Source organism: Xanthobacter autotrophicus ATCC 700552, assembly GCF_043194565.1.
GTDB classification, from domain to species: domain Bacteria; phylum Pseudomonadota; class Alphaproteobacteria; order Rhizobiales; family Xanthobacteraceae; genus Xanthobacter; species Xanthobacter autotrophicus_F.
The window spans coordinates 142573-161740 of sequence record NZ_JBAFVS010000001.1; the positions used below are offsets into that span (position 1 = coordinate 142573).

A 19168-nucleotide genomic window follows, 5' to 3' on the forward strand; every position below is an offset into this window, starting at 1 on the left:
CCACGCCACACCCCTCACCCCGGCCCTCTCCCGCAAGGGGAGAGGGAGAGGTCCCCCCTCGACCTCCTCAGGCGGCGGCCTTCAGCCCCACGTCGGGCAGTTCGGGGCGGCTGGACAGAGCGATCGCCATCAGCTCTTCCACCTCGGCCCGCTCCCGGTCCAGCAGCGGCAGGCGCGGCGGGCGGGTGAGGAAGGTGCCACGGCCCATGATGTGCTCGCACAGCTTGATGCACTGGACGAGATCGGGGCGCGCATCAAGGTGCAGCAGCGGCATGAACCACTCGTAGAGCGTCATGGCTTCCGCATAGCGGCCGGCGCGGGCGAGGCGGAACAGGGTCTCGCCCTCGCGCGGGAAGGCGTTGGACATGCCCGACACCCAGCCCTGGGCGCCCATGGCGATGCTCTCCACCACCACGTCGTCGAGGCCGGCGAACATGATGAAGCGGTCGCCCACCTTGTTGCGCAGGTCGATGAAGCGCCGGGTGTCGCCCGAGCTTTCCTTGAAGCAGACGATGGTCTCGCAATCCACCAGGGTCGCGACCACGTCCGGGGTCACGTCGTTCTTGTAGACCGGCGGGTTGTTGTAGATCATCACCGGCAGGTCGGTGGCCTTGGAGACGGTGCGGAAATGGGCCGCCGTCTCGAATGGCTTGGAGGAATAGACCAGCGCCGGCATGAGCATGATGCCGTCCACGCCCACCCTGGCGGCTTCCTTCGCCGTGGCGATGGCGAAATCGCTGGTGAATTCGGCGATGCCGCAGATCACCGGCACCCGGCCGGCGGCCACCGACTTGCCGGCCTCCATCACCTGGATCTTCTCCGCGGTGGTGAGCGAGCAATTCTCGCCCACGGTGCCGCACACGATCATGCCGGACACGCCGTCGCGGATCAGGCCTTCCATCACCTTGGCGGTGGCATCGATATCGAGCGAATAGTCGTCGCGGAACTGGGTGGTCACGGCCGGGAAGACGCCTTCCCAGCTGATTGCCGGCTTCATCTCATGTCATCCTTGTGTCGATACGGGGAGCGGACAGGGCAAAGCCCCGCCCGCGTGCGGGTTTCCGGGATCAGAGGGCGGCGCCGGCCTTGCGCAGGTCGGCGAGGATCGGGGCCTTGGGCAGCCAGATCTTGTCGTATTCGGTGATGATCTTTTCGCGGTCGGTCACTTCCGCCACCTTGATCGGGATCGCCGCCTTGAACTTCTCCAGCAGCACCGGCTCGTTCACCACGGTCTCGTCCACCTGGAGATCGAGCGCGCTCTTGGTGAGCTTGGTGATGAGCGCCTTGTCGGCGGGCGAGAGGGTCTGCCACACCCGGCCCGAGACCAGCGCGATGACCGGCATGAAGATGGCGTCCATCTTCAGCATGGTCTTCGACACCTTGTCGAAGCGCTGGTTCCAGGAGAAATCGAGGTCGGCCTCCAGGCCATCCACCTGGCCGTTGGACATGGCGTCGAACACCGCCGGGGTGGGGATCGGTGTCGGGGCGGCGCCGAGCAGCTGGTAGAAATCGCGATAGGCCGGCGTCGTATTGATGCGCAGCTTCATGCCGTTGAGATCCTTGATGCCGGTGATGGGCTTCGCGGAGAACACGACGCGCATGGTGGTGATGCCCCAGGCGAGGCCCACCGTTCCGGTTTCCTTGGGCAGCACGTCGAGCAGGCTCATGGCCACGGGGGTGCGCACCAGCTTGCCGGCCTTGGCGGTGGAATCCACCACCCACGGAGCGTTGATGGCGGCGATGGCCGGCACCCGCGAGCCGAGTTCCGCGGTCATGATCCAGCCCATGTCGAGGGCGCCGGTCTGCATCTGCTGCAGCATGGCCGCCTCGTTGCCGAGCTGGCCCGAGGGGAAGACGGTGATGGAGAGCCGGCCCTTGGTCTCCTCCTTCAGCATGGCGCCCACCTTGTCGGCGGCCACGTTCCAGGGATGGCCCACCGGGGTGATGATGCCGAGGCGGAATTCCTTCGCCTCCTGGGCCCGCACCACGCTCGGCGCGGCGAGGGGAAGAACGGCACCGGCGGCTGCGGCGCTCATGAGGAAGTGACGACGGGACAGGGGCATGACGGGACGTGACATGGCAAGGCTCCGGGCAGGTTGCGTTTGTTATTTGACGAGGGCGGTCGACAGCCACGGCACCAGCGACAGCAGCACCAGCAGCGCGCAGGCGGCGAAGAAGAACGGCAGGGTGACGTAGAACATCCGCCCCACCTTCGCCCCGGTTACTGCCGAGGCCACGAAGAAGCACAGGCCGACCGGTGGCGAGAGGAAGCCGAGGACCAGGTTGATCACCACCACCACGCCGAAATGCACGGGGTCGATGCCGTAGACGAGGGTCGCCACCGGCAGCAGGATCGGCACCGTCATGATGAGGCCCGGCGCGCCGTCGATGACCGTGCCGATGACCAGCAGGATGACGTTGACCAGCAGCATGAAGGTGATGGGATCGTGGGCCACGGTCTGCACCCAGACGGCCACCGCCTGCGGGACCTTGCCGTAGACCAGCACCCAGGAGAACACCGCCGCCACCGCCACCAGGAACAGGATGACGGAAGAATAGAGCCCGGCCTTCAGCAGCATCTGCGGCAGCTGGGAGAAGGACAGCTCGCGGGTCCAGTAGCGGCCGATGAGCAGCGCCGCCAGCGCCCCCACCGCCGCCGCCTCGGTGGCATTGGCAAGGCCGGTCAGGATCGAGCCGACGATGACGATGGGGATGAGCAGGGTGGGAATGGCGTTCAGCACGATGTCCACCCGCTGGCGCCAGGTCATGGCCTCGCCGCGCGGGTAATCGTAGAAGAAGCCCATGATGTAGACGCAGACGCAGAACAGCCCCGTCAGCAGCACGCCGGGGATGATGCCGGCGATGAGCATGTCGCTGACCGACACCTGCGCCAGCACCGAATAGACCACGAACATGATGGACGGCGGGATGATGGGCCCCAGCATGCCCGCATAGGCGGTGAGGCCGGCGGCGAAGGTCTTGTCGTAGCCCTTCTTCTCCATCTCCGGCACCAGGATCTGCGCCATGATGGCGACCTGCGCCGTGGCCGAGCCGAGGATGGACGACACCAGCATGTTGGCGATGAGGTTCACATAAGCGAGCCCGCCCTTCAGCCGGCCCACCACCGCCATGGCCATGTCGATGAGCCGGCGGGTGATGCCGCCGCCGTTCATGATCTCGCCGATCAGCACGAACAGGGGGATGGCGATGAGGCCGTAGCTGTCCACGCCGCCGAACAGCTGGGTGGGAAAGGTCTGCAGCAGCAGCGGATTGCCGGTGGCGAGGATGAACGCCACGCCGGACAGGGCAAGGCACAGGCTGATGGGCACGCCCACCATCATGGTGATGAGGAATGCGGCGGTGGTCAGCATCAGCTTGCCGCCTCCGCATGGGCCATGGGGAAGCCGCGATAGACGCGGCGCGGCGTGAGCTCGAGGTCTTCCAGCAGGTTGGCGAGGCCGTGGATGGTGAGCGACACCGCAAACAGGGGAATGATGAGGCTCACCATCCAGGTCGGCCAGTTGAGTGTCTGGGTGTGCTCTGTATAAAGGAAGTTGAAAGTCTCACCCGCGAAAGCCTTGGCGTTGAAGCCTGCGGCGGCGATGCCGATGGGGTCCATCCAGATCCAGCACATGTAGGACAGGATCAGGCCGAACAGCATGGTGAATGCCGTGGCAATGACCCGCGCCACCTTCACCCCCGTGGGCGGCAGGCGCTCGGTCAGGAGCCCCACCGTAAAGTCGAGGCGCAGGCGCGTCATGGCCGAGGCACCGATGAAGCTCAGCCAGACCACGGCATAGATGGCGGATTCGTCGATCCAGTAGATCGGCGTGCCCATGTAGCGGGTCACCACATTCAGCAGGATGAGGACGCTGACCAGCCCCATCAGGCCGATCACCGCCGCCCGCTCGAAGGCGAGGAGGCCGGACGAGAGGGCGAGCACAAGGCCGCACGGCCCCGCTCCCGCAGCGCCTGTCTTGTTCGCGTGGGTCATGTTTATCGCTCTGGAAGGCGGACCCTTGTGGGTCTCGATTTGGTGCTTTCAATCTCAATGTAGATTTTATACATTCGACGCGTCAATACCCCGCCAACGCTTTTTGCTGTAGCTCAGACCCCATGAATTCCGGTAGCCCGACCGTCGCCCAGAAGGGCCTCAAGCACCGCACGCTCTCGGCGGCGATCCTTGACCAGTTGCGCCAGTCGATCCTCGACGGCACCCATCCCGCCGGCACCCAGCTGCGGCAGGATGCGCTGGCGGATGCCTATGGCGTCAGCCGCATTCCGGTGCGCGAGGCGCTGTTCCAGCTGGAGGCCGAGGGGCTGGTGCGCATGGTGCCGCAGAAGGGCGCCATCGTCTCCGACCTGTCGGTGGAGGAGATCAACGACGTGTTCGAGCTCAGGCGGATCATGGAGCCGCGCCTGCTGGAACGCGCCATCCCGCTGTTCACCGAGGCGGATTTCACCAAGCTCGACGCCATCCACGCCCGCTTCACCGCCGCCACCAAGGCCCACGACGTGAGCCAGTGGGGCATTCTCAACGCCGATTTCCACATGGCGCTCTACGATCGTGCAGCCCTGCCCCGCACCCGGCAGATCGTCGCCGCCTTGCTCCAGACCTCGGACCGCTACACCCGTCTCCAGCTCTCCACCACGGAAGCCATGGACCGGGCCAAGAGCGAGCACGCCCAGCTCATTGCCTTGTGCCGGTCCGGCGCCGTGGCCGACGCCAGCTCTTTCCTGGACGGCCATATCGGCAAGGTGCACGCCGACCTGCTGCGGGTGATCGAGCAGCGGGCGGCCCGCGCCAGGGCGGGCGATGGCACGCATCAAGGACCGAGCGACGGCACGGCAGACGGGGCCGGCGCGGACGACGCCCCGCGCGGGCCGCGATCCCGGTCCTTGGCAAAGGGCGAGGTCCTGCGCTAGAGCACGCGCCGGTCAGATTGCATCGCAATCCGATCGGATAACGCGTTCTCGTTTCTTAGAGGTAGAGCACGCGCCGGTCAGCCTGCATCGCAGCCTGACCGGATAACGCGTTCTCTTGTCTGGTATCGAGAGCCGAGACCTGTCCGTTCCGGAGACTTCATGGCCGACCGCATCCTCGTCGCCCGCATCGGCGCCCCCCATGGCGTGAAGGGCGAGGTGCGCCTCTTCGTCTTCACCGAAGATCCCGGCGCCGTGCTGGACTATGATCCGCTCACCGACGCCACCGGCAAGACGCGCTTCCGCATCGCCGCCTTGCGCGCCGCCAAGGACCATTTCGTCGCCCGCATCGAGGGCGTCGCCGACCGCACCGCGGCCGAGGCGCTGACCAATGTGGACCTCTTCGTCTCCCGCGCGGCCCTGCCGCCGCCGGACGACGCGGACACCTTCTACCACGCCGACCTCATCGGCCTGGACGTGATGGACGAGACCGGCGCGCTGATCGGAAAGGTGGTGGCGCTGCAGGATTTCGGCGCCGGCGACATTCTGGAATATGCCCCGCTGCTGCCCGCCACCAAGGCCAAGACGCTGATGGTGCCGTTCTCCACCGACGCGGTGCCGGTGGTGGACCTGCCCGGCCGGCGCGTGGTCATCGCCGAAGCCTTCGTGGAACGCCGCCCGGCCGAGCCGGAAGCCGGCGAGGACACCGGGGGCGAGTGAGCGGGGCTTGAGGGGCCGGGCGCCGTCGCTCCCTCTCCCGCTTGCGAGACCTCTGCGCAAGTCACCCATGGTCGGTGGCGGAAGCCGGTTCCCCCTCTCCCCTTGCGGGAGAGGGCCGGGGTGAGGGGTGTGGTGCGTCTCTGAGCAGACAGGCGTTTTCTGGTGGCGCCGCCCCCTCACCCCCAACCCCTCTCCCGCAAGGGGAGAGGGGAGAACAGCCGCTCAAGGACCTTTCACAGAGCTCTCGCTTGCGGGCGAGGGGTCTCTACCGTACCCAGCCGCAAGAGCCGGATTCCGCCTCACCCGGTTTGACTTGAGCGCGCCCCTCCCCCATCACGGCGCCATGACGTCCCCGACCTTCCGCGCCAGCATCCTCACCCTTTATCCGGAGATGTTTCCCGGCCCCCTCGGCCATGCCCTGGCCGGCCGGGCGCTGGAGAAGGGGCTGTGGGCGCTGGAGGCGGTGCAGATCCGCGACCATGCCCTCGACAAGCACCGCTCCGTGGACGACACCCCCGCCGGTGGCGGCCCCGGCATGGTCATGCGCGCCGACGTGCTGGCCCGCGCCATCGATGCCGTCGCCCCGCCCGAGGATCCCCGGCCGCGCCTGCTCATGACCCCGCGCGGCACCCCCCTCACCCAAGCGCGGGTGCGCGCCCTGGCGGAAGGTCCCGGTGCGGTGATCCTGTGCGGGCGGTTCGAGGGGGTGGACGAGCGCATCGTCGCGGCGCGCAACCTTGAGGAAATCTGCGTCGGCGACGTGGTGCTCTCCGGCGGCGAGGCGGCGGCGCTGCTGCTGCTCGATGCCTGCGTGCGGCTCATTCCCGGCGTCATGGGCAAGGCGGAAAGCGGCACCGAGGAGAGCTTTTCCGCCGGCCTGCTGGAATATCCCCAATATACCCGCCCGCAACTGTTCGAGGGCGAGCCCATCCCCGAGGTGCTGACCTCAGGCGACCATGCCCGCGTCGCCCGCTGGCGCCATGCCCAATCCCTTGCCGTCACCCGCGCGCGGCGGCCGGACCTTCTTGCTCCCCCGCTCCCGCATGACGGGAGCATGAAGGAAAGGGAATGACACGGCCCTATTTCTCGGCTATGGAGCCCGCGTCCCCTTAACTTAAAACGACACAACGTGGCACCGGGGCGTTTTGCCGAACCGGTGGCTGCAAAAAGGTTGGCGACATGAACATCATCCAGACGCTCGAAGCCGAGCAGGCGGCGAAGCTCGCCGAAAAGCGTGCCATCCCGGACTTCCAGCCCGGCGATACCATTATCGTGAACGTGAAGGTGGTCGAAGGCGAGCGCTCGCGCGTGCAGGCCTATGAAGGCGTGTGCATCGCGCGCTCCGGCGGCGGCATCAACGAGAGCTTCACGGTCCGCAAGATCTCCTACGGCGAGGGCGTGGAACGCGTGTTCCCGGTCTATGCGCCGCTGATCGATTCCATCAAGGTGGTCCGCCGCGGCAAGGTGCGCCGCGCCAAGCTCTATTACCTGCGCGATCGCCGCGGCAAGTCGGCCCGCATCGCCGAGCGCCAGGACCGCACCGCCGACGGCAAGATCAAGAAGGGCGGCAAGTCCGCTCCGACGGCTCCCGCCGCCGCCGAGTGAGAGCAGCCTCAAGGCCGGCAACCGCCGCCTGAAGCCCTTCGTATTCAACGCCTCCGGGACCGCCCGGGGGCGTTTTTCGTTTCGAGCCGCCCTCGCTCAGGGCGTCGGCGCGTCGTCCCTCAGGCGCGCGAACAGCCCGTCCGGATCGGCATCGAAGGCGCGGCGGATCTCGGCCAGCGCAGTCTCGCCGCCGCGATAGCTGGCGCCGCCCACATGCAGCCAGGCATCCAGCAGCATCTTCGGCTCGCTCCAACCCGTCGCGTTTTCGCTCCCATCGGGAGACGGCACCCGCACCGAGCGCGCGTGGGGCCAGGCGAAGCCCGACACATCCAGCTTGCGGAACAGCGCGTGCCAGTTGCGCCCGCCGGTGTCGGTGCCCAATAGCCGGTCGGGGCCGAAATCCAGGGGCTTGGCCACCAGGCTGCCGTCGTAGACGGAGAATCCCGGCCACAAATACCAGGCCTTCACCCGGCTGCTCCAGCGCTGCAGCCCGTAGACCGGCTGGCGCGCCACCAAAGCCGAAAGGTCAGTGGGTTTCAGCAGCACCAGATCATGGTCGAGCAGGGCGAACACGCGCGGCTTCACCTTGCGCAGCACGTTGTGGAACACCCAGTTGGCGGCGGCAGCGTGGGAGCGCGCGGTGCGCACCCGCACGAACGGGGCCGGCGGCAAAGCGAGGTAGTAAAGCCCCTTGTCCGCCGCGATGGCGGCAAGCGCCCGCCGCGCCTCCGGCTCGGTGGAATTGTCGCAGACGAGCAGCGGTGTGCCGGGGGCGAAGCGCGCCATGGAATCGGCCAGAAGCGCCACCGCCTCGGGCACGTTGTAGGCGATGGTCAGGGCGAGGGCGCCGTCGCGGCGGCGGCTCAGCGCCTCCACCACCTCGGCCTGTCCTTCGGCCGGACGGCTGCGGTAGAGACGATCCATCAGCGCATAGCGCGCATGGTTGAGCCAGTGCAGGCCCGGCAGCGCAGCCACCATGCCGGACAGGCCGGCGGCCCGCTTGTGCCCTTCAGACCCGCTCATGTGGCTGCTCCCGATGCGGTGGTGGCGTCCGCGCCCGCGCGCAATTGGCCGAGGAGGCCGTCCGGGTCCGCCGCGAAGGCCCGCGCCACGGTGTCGAAGGCCCGTCCGCGCGTGCCGTGGCCGGCGCCGCCGGCGTGCAGCCATCCGTCCACGAGCAGGTGGTCCTCCCCCGTCCCCGTGCCGGGATCGGCGACGAACACGGTGCGGGTCTCGGCGAAGGCCAGGGCGGTCCTGTCGAGGCGGCGGTAGAGGACGGTCCAGTTCTGCCCGCCGGTGTCGAGGGTCAGCGGGGTGTCGGTGCCGAAGTCCAGCGGCAGGCCCTTCACCGCCGCATAATTGAACACGCTGAAGCCCGGCCACAGGTACCAGGCCCCGTTGCCCTCGCCATGGCGCGCCATGCCGTAGCAGGGCTGGGCGGCGACGCGGGTGGGCAGGTTGTCGGCCGCAAGCGGGATCAGGTCATGGTCGAGCAGGGCCACCACCGGCGGCGCCACCTTGCGCACCAGATTGGCCCAGATCCAGTTCAGCGCCACCGCATGGGAGCGCGAGCCGTTGCGCCCGCCGCGATAGGGCGAGGGCGGCAGCGGGCAATAGGCGAGGTCCCGCTCCGCGCAGAACGCCGCGATGGCGGCGCGGGCGGCGGGATCGGTGGAATTGTCGCACACCACCAGCGGCGTATGGGGCAGAAAGCGGCCCATGGCCTCGGCCAGCAGGGCGATGGCCTCCGGCATGTTGAAGGCGACGGTGAAGGCCAGGGCGGGGGCGCCCTGCGCCTTCAGCCGCGCCACCAGCGCCGCCTGTCCGGGCGCCGGCCGGCGGGCATAGATGCGGTCCACCAGAAGGTTGCGCGCGCGCCGCAGGCGATGGGCCAGCGGGGCGGCGCCCAGCCAGTCCTTCAGCGAATAATCGGCGAGATCGCGCATGGGGCGGCTCAGGACTGGGACGGCGCCGTCAGGCGGCGCAGAACGGGGGCGGGGTCCGAAGGCGCGGGCGCACGGCGGGCGATGGCGTAAAGCACCACTTCGCCCCGCCCGTCCGCCCGAGGGAAGGTGCCGATGGCGCGGAAGCGATCCGGAAAGGCCGCGACCGTCGCCTGCGCCACCCGGCTGGCCGGCGCCGCCCCAGTCTCGCGCGCCTCCACGGCAAGGGCGGCCGCGCCGAGGGTGTCGAGGGTGGCCAGAAGCGCTTCGGGGGTGGCGGCGGGAAGACGGCCTTGATCCACCACGAAGCTGCGGCGGGCCCGGTCGCGCTGGGCACGGTCGCGCTGGGCCATGGCCGCTCCCAGCGCCGCCGCGCCCCGCGCATCGCCGGCGACGACGATCACCGGGGGCACCGCCTCGCGGGCGAGGAAGGCTTCCGCCGCCGCATCCATGCCGATGGCGCCCTTGCGCACCTGCTGAAGCAGGCCCGGCATGGCGGCGAGCAACAGCATGAGCGCCACCGCCAGTTCCCGGATGGTGCCCCAGCCCGAAACCAGCAAACCAAGCAACCGCATGGCTCCGAATGCCGCCAGCATGGCCACCGGCGCTAAAAGTACGGTCGCATCCAGCGCCACGCCCCGCCCCGCCCCAAGCCAGAAGGCGAGGGCAAAGGCCGGCACCAGGGCCGCCACCGGCGCCAACGCCGCAGGGTCCACCGCCTCCTCGTCCCGCCGCCAGCCCTCCCAGATGGTGAAGACGAGACCCGCCGCCGCGCAGGCCAGCATCAGGGTTCCGAACACGGCGCGCAGCGTCTGCCAGACGAAAGCCGGCCCCTCGGCGTTCACCACGGGGGGCAGCCGGCCGGCGGCGAGGGCCACCGCCAGCGCCAGCAGCGCGAGGGCCGCGAGCGGCACGAGCACACGCGCCCGCCGCATCAGATCGAGCCGCCCGGCCATGAGCGCCGCCAGCGGCGGCAGCAGCAGGACCGCCGCCCCCGCCGGGGCCATCAGCACGCTCACCGCCCCGGCGGCGGCGAACAGGGCGGCGGAGGCCGGGGTTCCCCGCCGCATATGGCGGCCGAAGGCCAGGGCGGACAACAGCGCGACCAGCGCCAGCGGCAGGTCGAGGCCGACCACCAGGGTCGCCTCCCGCAGCAGCGGCAAGGCGGCGAGCACGAAGCCCACCGCCACCGCCGGCAGCACGCCCGCCGCCCGCGCCGTGGCCCAGCCCGCGCAAACCACCAGCACCGCGGCCAGCAGCGCCGGCAGCAGCAGCGCCGCCGGCGTGGTGGGCGTCAGCAGCGCCAGCCAGCCGCCCGCCAGCACATGGAACAGGGTGAGCCGGGCGAGCGGCAGCGCCTGCGGGGCATGCAGGCCATAATCGGCGGCGAAGGCGCCGGGGGCGGGAAAGCCGGCGGCGGCATGGTCCGCCACCATGAGGGCGGTGACGAAATGGCGCGCCTCGTCGGGATCGGTGGCGCCAAGCTCCGCCACATAGGCGCCCGCCCCCAGTTGCTGGGCGACGACGACGGCGGTGGCGAGCAGCACCACGATGAGGAAGATGAGGCCGCGCAACGCGACGGTGCTCTTTCGCTTCTCGCCCGCCTCCACGTTCACGATCCCCTCCACACTCCGACGCGCGGCGCGACGCCGCATTCGCCCGCGTTCTAGAGCGCGATTGCGGCCAGGTCCACGCCGACAGCGTCCGGGAAGGCTTGACCTTGCCGGTCCCGGCGGGTGAGGTGAGGTGCGGTCGCCTCCCGGCGGCCCTGCCAATGCCCCGGATCCCCATGGCGAACGACCTGAGCTTAAGGATCGTGATCGTGGACGAAAGCCCCGTCCGCTCCGCCATTCTGGAGGAAGGCCTGAAGGAGGCCGGCTTCCACAACGTGCTGCGCATCACCGGGCGCACCAATCTCCTGGAGCGCATCTACGCCATCGACCCGGACGTGATCCTCATCGACCTCGAGGACCCCTCGCGCGACACCATCGAGCAGATGTTCCAGGTGAGCCGCGAGGTGAAGCGCCCCATCGCCATGTTCGTGGACCAGACCGACAGCAAGACCATTGAGGACGCCATCGAGGCCGGCGTCGCCTCCTATGTGGTGGACGGGCTGCGCAAGGACCGGGTGAAGCCGATCCTGGAGACCACCATCTCCCGTTTCCGCGCCTTTGCCCGGCTCAAGGCGGAGCTGGAGGAGGCAAAAAGCCAGCTGGAGGAGCGCAAGGTGGTGGACCGCGCCAAGATGATCCTCATGAAGATGAAGGGCATCGACGAGGAAACCGCCTACGGCCTTTTGCGCCGCACCGCCATGAACGAGAAGAAGCGCATCGCCGACATCGCCCAGTCCATCATCACCGCCGCGGAGCTTTTGCGATGAGACGGCTCGCCATGGGGTTCATCCCCCTCACCGACGCGGCGGTGCTGATCGCCGCCGCCGAGCGCGGCTTCGCCATGGCGGAGGGCATCGAGATCGAGCTGCACAGGGAGGTGTCCTGGGCCAACATCCGCGACAAGGTGAATGTGGGCCTCCTGGACGGCGCCCACATGCTGGGGCCGCTGGCCATCGCCTCATCGCTGGGCCTCGGCCATGTGCGGGTGCCGCTGGTGGTGCCGTTCGCGCTCAATCTCAACGGCAGCGCCATCACCATCGACAAGCACCTCTACGCCGCCATGGGCGAGGTGGGGGAAGACCTTGCAACCGCCACCGGCGCGGCGCAGGCCCTGGGCAAGGTGGTGCGCCAGCGCAAGGCCGAGGGCCGCGACCCGCTCACCTTCGCCTCGGTCTATGCCTTCTCCACACACACCTATCTGCTGCGCCACTTCCTGACCGGCGGCGGCATCGACCCGGACCGGGACGTGCGGTTCGTGGTGGTGCCGCCCCCGTTCATGGCCGAGAGCCTGCGCGGCGGGCTCATCCACGGCTTCTGCGTGGGCTCGCCGTGGAATTCGGTGGCGGTGGACGCGGACGTGGGGCGCATCGCGGTGCTGGGGTCCGAGATCTTCGGCTGGGTGCCGGAAAAGGTACTGGGGGTGCACGCCCGCTTCGCCAATGCCGAGCCCGAGCTTCTGCACCGCCTCGTGCGGGCGCTCCATGCCGCCGCCCGCTGGTGCGAGGATGCAGCCAACCACGACGATCTCGCCCGCCTCCTGGGCGAGCCCCGCCATCTCAACCTGCCCGCCGACGTGCTGAAGCGCACCCTGGACGGGCGCCTGCATTCGGCGCCCGGCGGCCGGCTGCGCGCCCATCCCGACTTTCTGGTGCTCAACCGCGACGGCGCCAACCGGCCCGAGCGCGAGCATGCCCTATGGATGTATGCCCAGATCGTCGCCGCCGGCCAGGGCGAGTTCGCCGCCGACGCCGCGCGGGAAGCCATGAGCGTCTACCGTCCGGACATCTTCGACGAGGCGGCGGGCCCGGTGCCGGTGAAGCATCCGGAGCCCGATTGCGTAGCCACCCAGTTCGGCGCCGTGTTCGACGCGCGGGCGTTCCTGGGGGGTGGGGGCTAGTGCTTAGCGTCGGATCCGATGGTGTAAATATATTGAATTTATTATGATTTAAAAATAACTCCGATTTAATCAGGAGCAAATGATGTTACGACGCTCACTCGTGGTAATATTATTTATGATATCAGCTTTCATTATCTATTTAATCGCCAGTTTGTACGTCAGACGAGACAAACTGATTAACGACACCCATTGGCCAACCTTCAAGGCGTCTTCACCGATGCTTCCGCCCGACAACGGAGCGGATTTTAAAGAGGTGTCTTTTGGTGACACCATCTATCACCTCCCTGTAAAAGAATACCGTATCTGGGTGCAACAATATAATAAAACTCGAGATCACGCCGCATTTGGGTTCAGCACAATTTTACCTGACCTGTCACCTGCAACAAGCGATCCCGACGAAGTGGCAACCTGGGGCAAGGGAAAAGGATGGCGCAAAGAAATGAGCATTCTAGTCGAATACGGCTGGAATTTTATTTCACAAGAAGAAGCCATTGAAAATTCTTTTAATGATTCAAAAAGAATGAAAAAATTACAAGATGACAATGAAAATGACGGTAAAGAAGTAAGCCGTTTTATATACTTAGATAAAAATATATATACGGAACTGCAAAATGGGTGCAGGCGGTACGATGGGCACTCGATCGCGGCCGACATCATTCAGATCTGCGGCCAAGGTGAAACATTGACTGTCATTGAATGCGCCTTAGGGACCCCAAAACACCGACTGCCATCACCCTCCTGCAAGGTAATGTTTAATCTGACCGATAAAACACAAGTGACATACTCATATGGGTATAACTATTTTGACCTTGCGCCAGATATTCATAAAAAGCTCGTCGCTTTGCTGAACTCCTTTCGCAAGGTCCCTGCCCCTGCCAGAGACCAAACCGGACAACAACCTGCTCACAACTAAATGTTTTATCCCGAGATCTCACGCCACGACGTCGACACCGAAATCGACAGGCAGGCCGTCCACCACGGTCGGAGAGCCCCACCTCAGAACGACCGCGCCGCTTACGGACGCGTCCAAGGCATCCATCTCACGACGCCGGATGTCGGCAACTCCGCAGCCGCCTATCCAAGAGACCAACAAGCCGAACGCCTTGACGCCCACCGCAGCGCACAAATTCGATGCAACTGCATAGCACCCATGCGCAGACGAAAGGCACCGCTCGATACTGCCCGATTTTTCGCCACGTCATAAATAGCGTAATTTCAAGGACATGACCCTTTTGCCCCAGTTGGCCCGCCGCTTGCATTGATAACACCAAGCGTGGTCAACGACGATCGCGCCCCCCAAAAATTCGTCCCAATGACGGGACCCGCAGCAAAGCCGCTGACACCGATGGCCTTACGGCCGGTCGTGATGTCCTGCGGCTTTTTTTGTTTCGGGTCCCCTCTGCGCCGTCCGCGATCCAGAGGAACCAAGAATGAGCGACGCTTCGAAGACCAAGTCTTCCCCGACTTCTCCCGCGACGTCTCCCAAGACCGCGTCCGAAGGCGTGTCCCGCCGTACGCTGCTGAAGGGCTCGGCCGCGGCGCTGGGCACCGCCGCCTTGTTCGAGGCGGTGCGCATGGGCTTCCCCGGCGGCGTGCCTTCCGCTTACGCGGCCGCGCCGGAAACCACCAAGGCGATCCTGGGCTATATCGCCCTCATCGATGCCTCGCCTCTGGTCATCGCCAAGGAGAAGGGCTTCTTCGCCAAGCACGGCGTGCCGGACGTGGAAGTCAACAAGCAGGCCTCCTGGGGCGCCACCCGCGATAATCTTGTGCTTGGCGGCGAGAAGAACGGCATCGACGGCGCCCACATCCTCTCGCCCATGCCCTACCTGATCTCCGCCGGCAAGGTGACGCAGAACAACGTGCCCACCCCCATGGTCATCCTGGCGCGCCTCAATCTCGACGCGCAGGCCATCTCGGTGGCCAACGAATACAAGGATCTGAAGGTCACCACCGACGCCAGCGCGCTGAAGACCGCCTTCGCCAAGAAGAGGGCCGACGGCAAGGAAGTCAAAGTCGCCATGACCTTCCCCGGTGGCACCCACGATCTGTGGCTGCGCTACTGGCTGGCGAGCGCCGGCATCGACCCGGACAAGGATGTCTCCACCATCGTGGTGCCGCCGCCGCAGATGGTGGCCAACATGAAGGTGGGCACCATGGATGCCTTCTGCGTGGGCGAGCCGTGGAACGAGCAGCTGGTGAACCAGGGCATCGGCTTCACCGCCTGCACCACCGGCGAGATCTGGAAGAACCACCCCGAGAAGGCGCTCGGCATGCGCGCCGACTTCGTGGAGAAGAACCCCAACACCACGCTGGCCATCCTGAAGGCGGTGATGGAAGCCCAGCAATGGTGCGACAAGATGGAGAACAAGCAGGAGCTGGCCGAGATCGTCGGCAAGCGCCAGTGGTTCAACGTTCCCGTCGCCGACATCATCGGCCGCCTGAAGGGCGACATCAATTACGGCAACGGCCGGGTTGAGAAGGGCACCGACCTCTACATGAAGTTCTGGAAGGACTATGCGTCCTATCCCTTCAAGAGCCACGACGCCTGGTTCATCACCGAGGACATCCGCTGGGGCAAGTTCGAGCCCACCACTGACATCAACGCCCTCGTCGCCAAGGTGAACCGCGAGGACATCTGGCGCGAGGCCGCCAAGGAACTGGGCGTGGCCGCCGCGGATATTCCCGCCGGCACTTCGCGCGGCAAGGAAACCTTCTTCGACGGCAAGGTCTTCGATCCCGCCGATCCGCACGCCTACCTCAAGAGCCTCGGCATCAAGCGCGTCGAGGCCTGAGGCCGGACACGCCGCGCCCCCTCTCCCGCCCGAACTCGGCGGTTGCCGAGTTCGGGCGGGAGAGCCGAAGCCGGAACCATCCGGCTTCGTGCGGGGGAGGGTCGGGGAGGGGGCAGCCCCTCTTCGTCCCCGAGCACCGGTGAGGGCGGATGCGCCGCAGCCCCCTCCCTGCCCTCCCCCGCAAGCGGGAGAGGGTGTCCGCCCCAAACATACGACACGCCCCGAACCGGAGCCCTGCCCCATGTCCGTCACCGCATTGAAAGAGCAGCCCAAAGAGGGCCGGCGCTCCGGGAGCGCCGCCGTGGTCCGCCTTTCCGCCCCCGCCACCCCTCGCCCCTCGCCCTGGCCCGGCTATGCCCGGAGCCTCGCCGTCAACGTCCTCCCGCCGCTGGTGATGACGCTGCTGCTCGGCCTGCTCTGGGAGCTTCTGTGCTCCGGCCCCGGCGCCACCCTGCCGCCGCCGAGCCGCATCTGGGCAGATTCAAAGGACCTGATCCTCGATCCCTTCTTCGTCGCCGGCCCGCAGGATATCGGCCTCGGCTGGCGCGTGCTGGTCTCGCTGCAGCGCGTGGCGGTGGGCTTCGGCCTCGCGGCGGTGGTGGGCATCCTGGTCGGCGCGGTGATCGGCCAGTCGGTGTGGGCCATGCGCGGCCTCGACCCCATCTTCCAGGTGCTGCGCACGGTGCCGCCGCTGGCCTGGCTGCCCATCGCGCTGGCCGCGTTCCGCGACAGCAATCCCTCGGCCATCTTCGTGATCTTCATCACCGCCATCTGGCCGGTGATCATCAATACGGCGGTGGGCATCCGCAATATTCCGCAGGATTACCGCAACGTGGCGCTGGTGCTGCGGCTGAACCCCATCGAATTCTTCTGGAAGATCATGCTGCCGTCGGCGGCGCCCTACATCTTCACCGGGCTGCGCATCGGCATCGGCCTGTCGTGGCTCGCCATCGTGGCCGCTGAAATGCTCACCGGCGGCGTCGGCATCGGCTTCTTCATCTGGGATGCGTGGAACTCCTCCCGCCTGCCCGACATCATCGTGGCCCTCGTCTACATCGGCGTGGTCGGCTTCGTGCTCGACCGCCTCGTGGCCGGCGTCGGCTCCTTCGTCACCCGCGGCACCAGCGCTGCCTGATCGCACTTTCGAGGAGCATCCCATGCCCGCCTATCTCGAGCTCAGCCAGATCGGAAAGAGCTTCACCCGCGGCGCCGCCACCACGGAAGTGCTGCGCGACGTCACCCTCGACATCGCCAAGGGCGAGTATCTCTCCATCATCGGCCATTCCGGCTGCGGCAAGTCCACCCTGCTCAACATCGTCGCCGGCCTCACCCCCGCCACCACCGGCGGCGTGATCCTCGACGGCAAGGAGGTGAACGCCCCCGGCCCGGATCGCGCGGTGGTGTTCCAGAACCATTCGCTGCTGCCGTGGCTCACGGTCTATGACAACGTCCGCCTCGCCGTGGACAAGGTGTTCTCCGGCACCCGCTCGCGCGCCGAGCGGCACGACTGGACCATCCACAACCTCGACCTGGTGCAGATGGGCCACGCCAAGGACAAGCGCCCCTCGGAAGTCTCCGGCGGCATGAAGCAGCGCGTGGGCATCGCCCGGGCGCTGGCCATGGAGCCCAAGGTGCTGCTGCTGGACGAGCCGTTCGGCGCGCTGGACGCCCTCACCCGCGCCCACCTGCAGGACAGCGTCATGCAGATCCATGCCAGCCTCGGCAACACCATCCTCATGATCACCCACGACGTGGACGAGGCGGTGCTGCTCTCCGACCGCATCGTGATGATGACCAATGGCCCCTCCGCCCGCATCGGCGAGGTGCTGGAGGTGAAGCTGGAGCGGCCGCGCAAGCGGCTCGAGCTGGTCACCAACGCCACCTACCTCAAGGCCCGCGAGGCGGTGCTGAAATTCCTCCACGAGCGCCATCGCTACGTGGAAGCCGCCTGAGCCTGCTTTGGGAGCGGGCCGAGAACGCCCGCTCCCCTCATCTTTTTCAAAGCCGGAGAGATTGCCATGACACCGACCCAGATTGACCTGGTCCAGGACAGCTTCGCCAAGGTGGCGCCCATCGCCGATACGGCGGCGGGCCTGTTCTACGGCCGCCTGTTCGAGATCGCGCCCGAGGTGAAGCCCCTGTTCAAGGGCGACATGACCACCCAGGGCCAGAAGCTGATGGCCACCCTCGGCGTGGTGGTCGCCGGCCTGAAGGACCTGCCGCGCATCGTGCCCGCCGCGCAGAACCTCGCCCGCAAGCATGTGGGCTACGGCGTCAAGACCGAGCATTACGCGGTGGTGGGCTCGGCCCTGCTGTGGACGCTGGAGCAGGGCCTTGGCGAGGCCTTCACCCCCGAGGTGAAGACGGCCTGGGCCGACGCCTACGGCCTGCTTTCCTCCGTCATGATCGCGGCCGCCGAAACCCCCGAGTCCATCGCCTGAGGACAACGACATGAGCGAGCCCCTCCTCATCATCGGCAACGGCATGGCGGCGGCGAAGCTCTGCGAGGAGCTGAGCCAGCGCGCGCTGGGCCGCCATGCGGTCGCGGTGATCGGGGCGGAGCCGCACCTCGCCTACAACCGGGTGCTGCTCTCGGAGGTGCTCGCCGGCCACATGACCGCCGCGGACGCGCAGATGAAGCCCGCCTCATGGTGGCGCGACCGGGGCGTGACCCTGCAATACGGCACCCCCGCCGCCGCCATCGACCGCGCCTCACGCGAGGTGGTGCTGGCCGACGGGCGCCGCCTGCCCTATGCGCGCCTCGTGCTTGCCACCGGCTCGCATCCCATCCGCCTGCCGCTCAAGGGCATGGACCTTAACGGCGTCCACACCTTCCGCGACCTGAAGGACGTGGCGGCGCTGCTGGCCGCCGCCGCCGTGCCCGGCACAAGGGCGGTGGTGATCGGCGGCGGGCTGCTGGGCCTCGAAGCCGCCGTGGGCCTCGCCGGGGCGGGGGTGAAAACCGCCCTCGTCCATCTCATGGACCGGCTGATGGAGCGCCAGCTCGATCCCGCCGCCGCCGGCTTTCTCAGGCGGGCGGTGGAAGCCAAGGGCGTCGAGGTGCTGCTTCAGGCCGCCAGCGACGCCATCGAGGGCGACGATCAGGGCCGCGTCACCGGCCTCAGGCTGAAAGATGGGCGGGTGGTGGCGGCCGACCTCGTGGTGGTGGCCTGCGGCGTCATCCCCAATGCGGACCTTGCCCGCGCGGCGGGGCTGGAGGTGAAGCGCGGCATCGTGGTGGACGACACCCTTTCCACCTCGGATCCCGCCATCTGCGCCCTCGGCGAATGCGCCGAGCATCGCGGCATCGCCTATGGCCTCGTGGCCCCGGCCTATGAGCAGGCCCGCGTGCTCGCCCGCCGCCTCGCGGGGCAGGACGCGCGCTACGACGGCTCGGTGGTGGCCACCAATCTGAAGGTTTCGGGCGTTCCCGTCTTCTCGGCGGGGGACGTCACCGGCGGGGAGGGCACGGAAGACATCGTGCTCACCGACCGGGGGCTGGGCGTTTATCGCCGGCTCATCGTGAAGGACGGCCTGCTCGCGGGCGCCGTGCTGTTCGGCGATACAGCGGACGGCCTGTTCTATCTCGACCTCATCACACAACGCACCCCCATCACCGCCATGCGCGCCGATCTCGCCTTCGGGCGGGACGCCATCGCCGCGGCGGCCTGA

19 protein-coding genes are annotated in these 19168 nt (G+C 67.4%); 12 read left to right on the plus strand and 7 right to left on the minus strand.

Features of this window, described 5'->3' with window-relative positions; all coding sequences use genetic code 11:
• Positions 1 to 67 precede the first annotated feature (67 nt).
• The 4 genes from V5F48_RS00715 to V5F48_RS00730 form a co-directional block, all read right to left on the minus strand.
• Positions 68 to 997: a dihydrodipicolinate synthase family protein gene (locus V5F48_RS00715; RefSeq protein WP_394039074.1), complete on the minus strand. Its 930-nt coding sequence runs from the start codon at positions 995 to 997 to the stop codon at positions 68 to 70.
• A 70-nt stretch (positions 998 to 1067) separates the two neighbouring features.
• A complete protein-coding gene (locus tag V5F48_RS00720) occupies positions 1068 to 2063 on the minus strand; it encodes a TRAP transporter substrate-binding protein (protein ID WP_394039492.1) in 996 nt (331 codons plus the stop codon).
• 42 nt (positions 2064 to 2105) lie between these two features.
• The gene (locus V5F48_RS00725) at positions 2106 to 3371 is read right to left on the minus strand and encodes a TRAP transporter large permease (RefSeq protein ID WP_394039075.1); all 1266 of its coding nucleotides are present in this window, start codon (positions 3369 to 3371) and stop codon (positions 2106 to 2108) included.
• Positions 3371 to 3994, minus strand: coding sequence for a TRAP transporter small permease (locus tag V5F48_RS00730; RefSeq protein ID WP_394039077.1), 624 nt, complete (start codon positions 3992 to 3994; stop codon positions 3371 to 3373). The genes V5F48_RS00725 and V5F48_RS00730 overlap by 1 nt, the downstream gene beginning before the upstream one ends.
• A gap of 122 nt (positions 3995 to 4116) precedes the next feature.
• On the opposite strand from V5F48_RS00730, the gene V5F48_RS00735 reads away from it, so the two are divergent.
• The 4 genes from V5F48_RS00735 (at position 4117) to rplS (ending at position 7248) form a co-directional block, all read left to right on the plus strand.
• Complete coding sequence (locus V5F48_RS00735) at positions 4117 to 4926, plus strand: GntR family transcriptional regulator (RefSeq protein ID WP_394039079.1); 810 nt, start codon at positions 4117 to 4119, stop codon at positions 4924 to 4926.
• A 159-nt stretch (positions 4927 to 5085) separates the two neighbouring features.
• Positions 5086 to 5643: a ribosome maturation factor RimM gene (rimM, locus tag V5F48_RS00740; RefSeq protein ID WP_394039082.1), complete on the plus strand. Its 558-nt coding sequence runs from the start codon at positions 5086 to 5088 to the stop codon at positions 5641 to 5643.
• Positions 5644 to 5986: 343 nt separating this feature from the next.
• Entirely contained in the window at positions 5987 to 6715 is a 729-nt protein-coding gene (gene trmD / locus V5F48_RS00745; protein WP_394039084.1) for a tRNA (guanosine(37)-N1)-methyltransferase TrmD, read from the plus strand.
• 107 nt (positions 6716 to 6822) lie between these two features.
• Complete coding sequence (rplS, locus tag V5F48_RS00750) at positions 6823 to 7248, plus strand: 50S ribosomal protein L19 (protein ID WP_394039086.1); 426 nt, start codon at positions 6823 to 6825, stop codon at positions 7246 to 7248.
• A 96-nt stretch (positions 7249 to 7344) separates the two neighbouring features.
• Here the strand turns inward: rplS and V5F48_RS00755 are convergent, their stop codons facing one another.
• Genes V5F48_RS00755 through V5F48_RS00765 form a run of 3 tightly spaced genes read right to left on the minus strand, consistent with a single transcriptional unit; the run spans position 7345 to position 10807 of the window.
• On the minus strand, positions 7345 to 8271 hold the full coding sequence (locus V5F48_RS00755) for a hypothetical protein (protein ID WP_394039088.1): 927 nt from the start codon (positions 8269 to 8271) through the stop codon (positions 7345 to 7347).
• Positions 8268 to 9194, minus strand: a complete 927-nt coding sequence (locus V5F48_RS00760; RefSeq protein ID WP_394039090.1) for a hypothetical protein — start codon at positions 9192 to 9194, stop codon at positions 8268 to 8270. The genes V5F48_RS00755 and V5F48_RS00760 overlap by 4 nt, the downstream gene beginning before the upstream one ends.
• A gap of 8 nt (positions 9195 to 9202) precedes the next feature.
• Positions 9203 to 10807 (minus strand): hypothetical protein, encoded by a 1605-nt coding sequence (locus V5F48_RS00765; protein ID WP_394039092.1) that lies wholly within the window; start codon positions 10805 to 10807, stop codon positions 9203 to 9205.
• Positions 10808 to 10980: 173 nt separating this feature from the next.
• On the opposite strand from V5F48_RS00765, the gene V5F48_RS00770 reads away from it, so the two are divergent.
• From V5F48_RS00770 to V5F48_RS00805, 8 genes are all read left to right on the plus strand, one after another.
• Positions 10981 to 11571 (plus strand): ANTAR domain-containing response regulator, encoded by a 591-nt coding sequence (locus V5F48_RS00770; RefSeq protein ID WP_394039094.1) that lies wholly within the window; start codon positions 10981 to 10983, stop codon positions 11569 to 11571.
• A gap of 11 nt (positions 11572 to 11582) precedes the next feature.
• The gene (locus tag V5F48_RS00775; RefSeq protein ID WP_394039096.1) at positions 11583 to 12701 is read left to right on the plus strand and encodes a CmpA/NrtA family ABC transporter substrate-binding protein; all 1119 of its coding nucleotides are present in this window, start codon (positions 11583 to 11585) and stop codon (positions 12699 to 12701) included.
• 82 nt (positions 12702 to 12783) lie between these two features.
• Positions 12784 to 13614, plus strand: coding sequence for a hypothetical protein (locus tag V5F48_RS00780; protein ID WP_394039098.1), 831 nt, complete (start codon positions 12784 to 12786; stop codon positions 13612 to 13614).
• 517 nt (positions 13615 to 14131) lie between these two features.
• Complete coding sequence (locus V5F48_RS00785; protein WP_394039100.1) at positions 14132 to 15496, plus strand: CmpA/NrtA family ABC transporter substrate-binding protein; 1365 nt, start codon at positions 14132 to 14134, stop codon at positions 15494 to 15496.
• Between the two features lie 241 nt (positions 15497 to 15737).
• Positions 15738 to 16631, plus strand: a complete 894-nt coding sequence (gene ntrB, locus V5F48_RS00790) for a nitrate ABC transporter permease (RefSeq protein WP_394039102.1) — start codon at positions 15738 to 15740, stop codon at positions 16629 to 16631.
• Positions 16632 to 16653: 22 nt separating this feature from the next.
• On the plus strand, positions 16654 to 17448 hold the full coding sequence (locus V5F48_RS00795) for an ABC transporter ATP-binding protein (protein WP_394039104.1): 795 nt from the start codon (positions 16654 to 16656) through the stop codon (positions 17446 to 17448).
• Between the two features lie 66 nt (positions 17449 to 17514).
• Positions 17515 to 17937, plus strand: coding sequence for a globin family protein (locus V5F48_RS00800; protein WP_394039106.1), 423 nt, complete (start codon positions 17515 to 17517; stop codon positions 17935 to 17937).
• Between the two features lie 10 nt (positions 17938 to 17947).
• Positions 17948 to 19168 carry an NAD(P)/FAD-dependent oxidoreductase gene (locus V5F48_RS00805; RefSeq protein WP_394039108.1) on the plus strand — a complete coding sequence of 407 codons (1221 nt, stop codon included), beginning with the start codon at positions 17948 to 17950 and terminating at the stop codon, positions 19166 to 19168.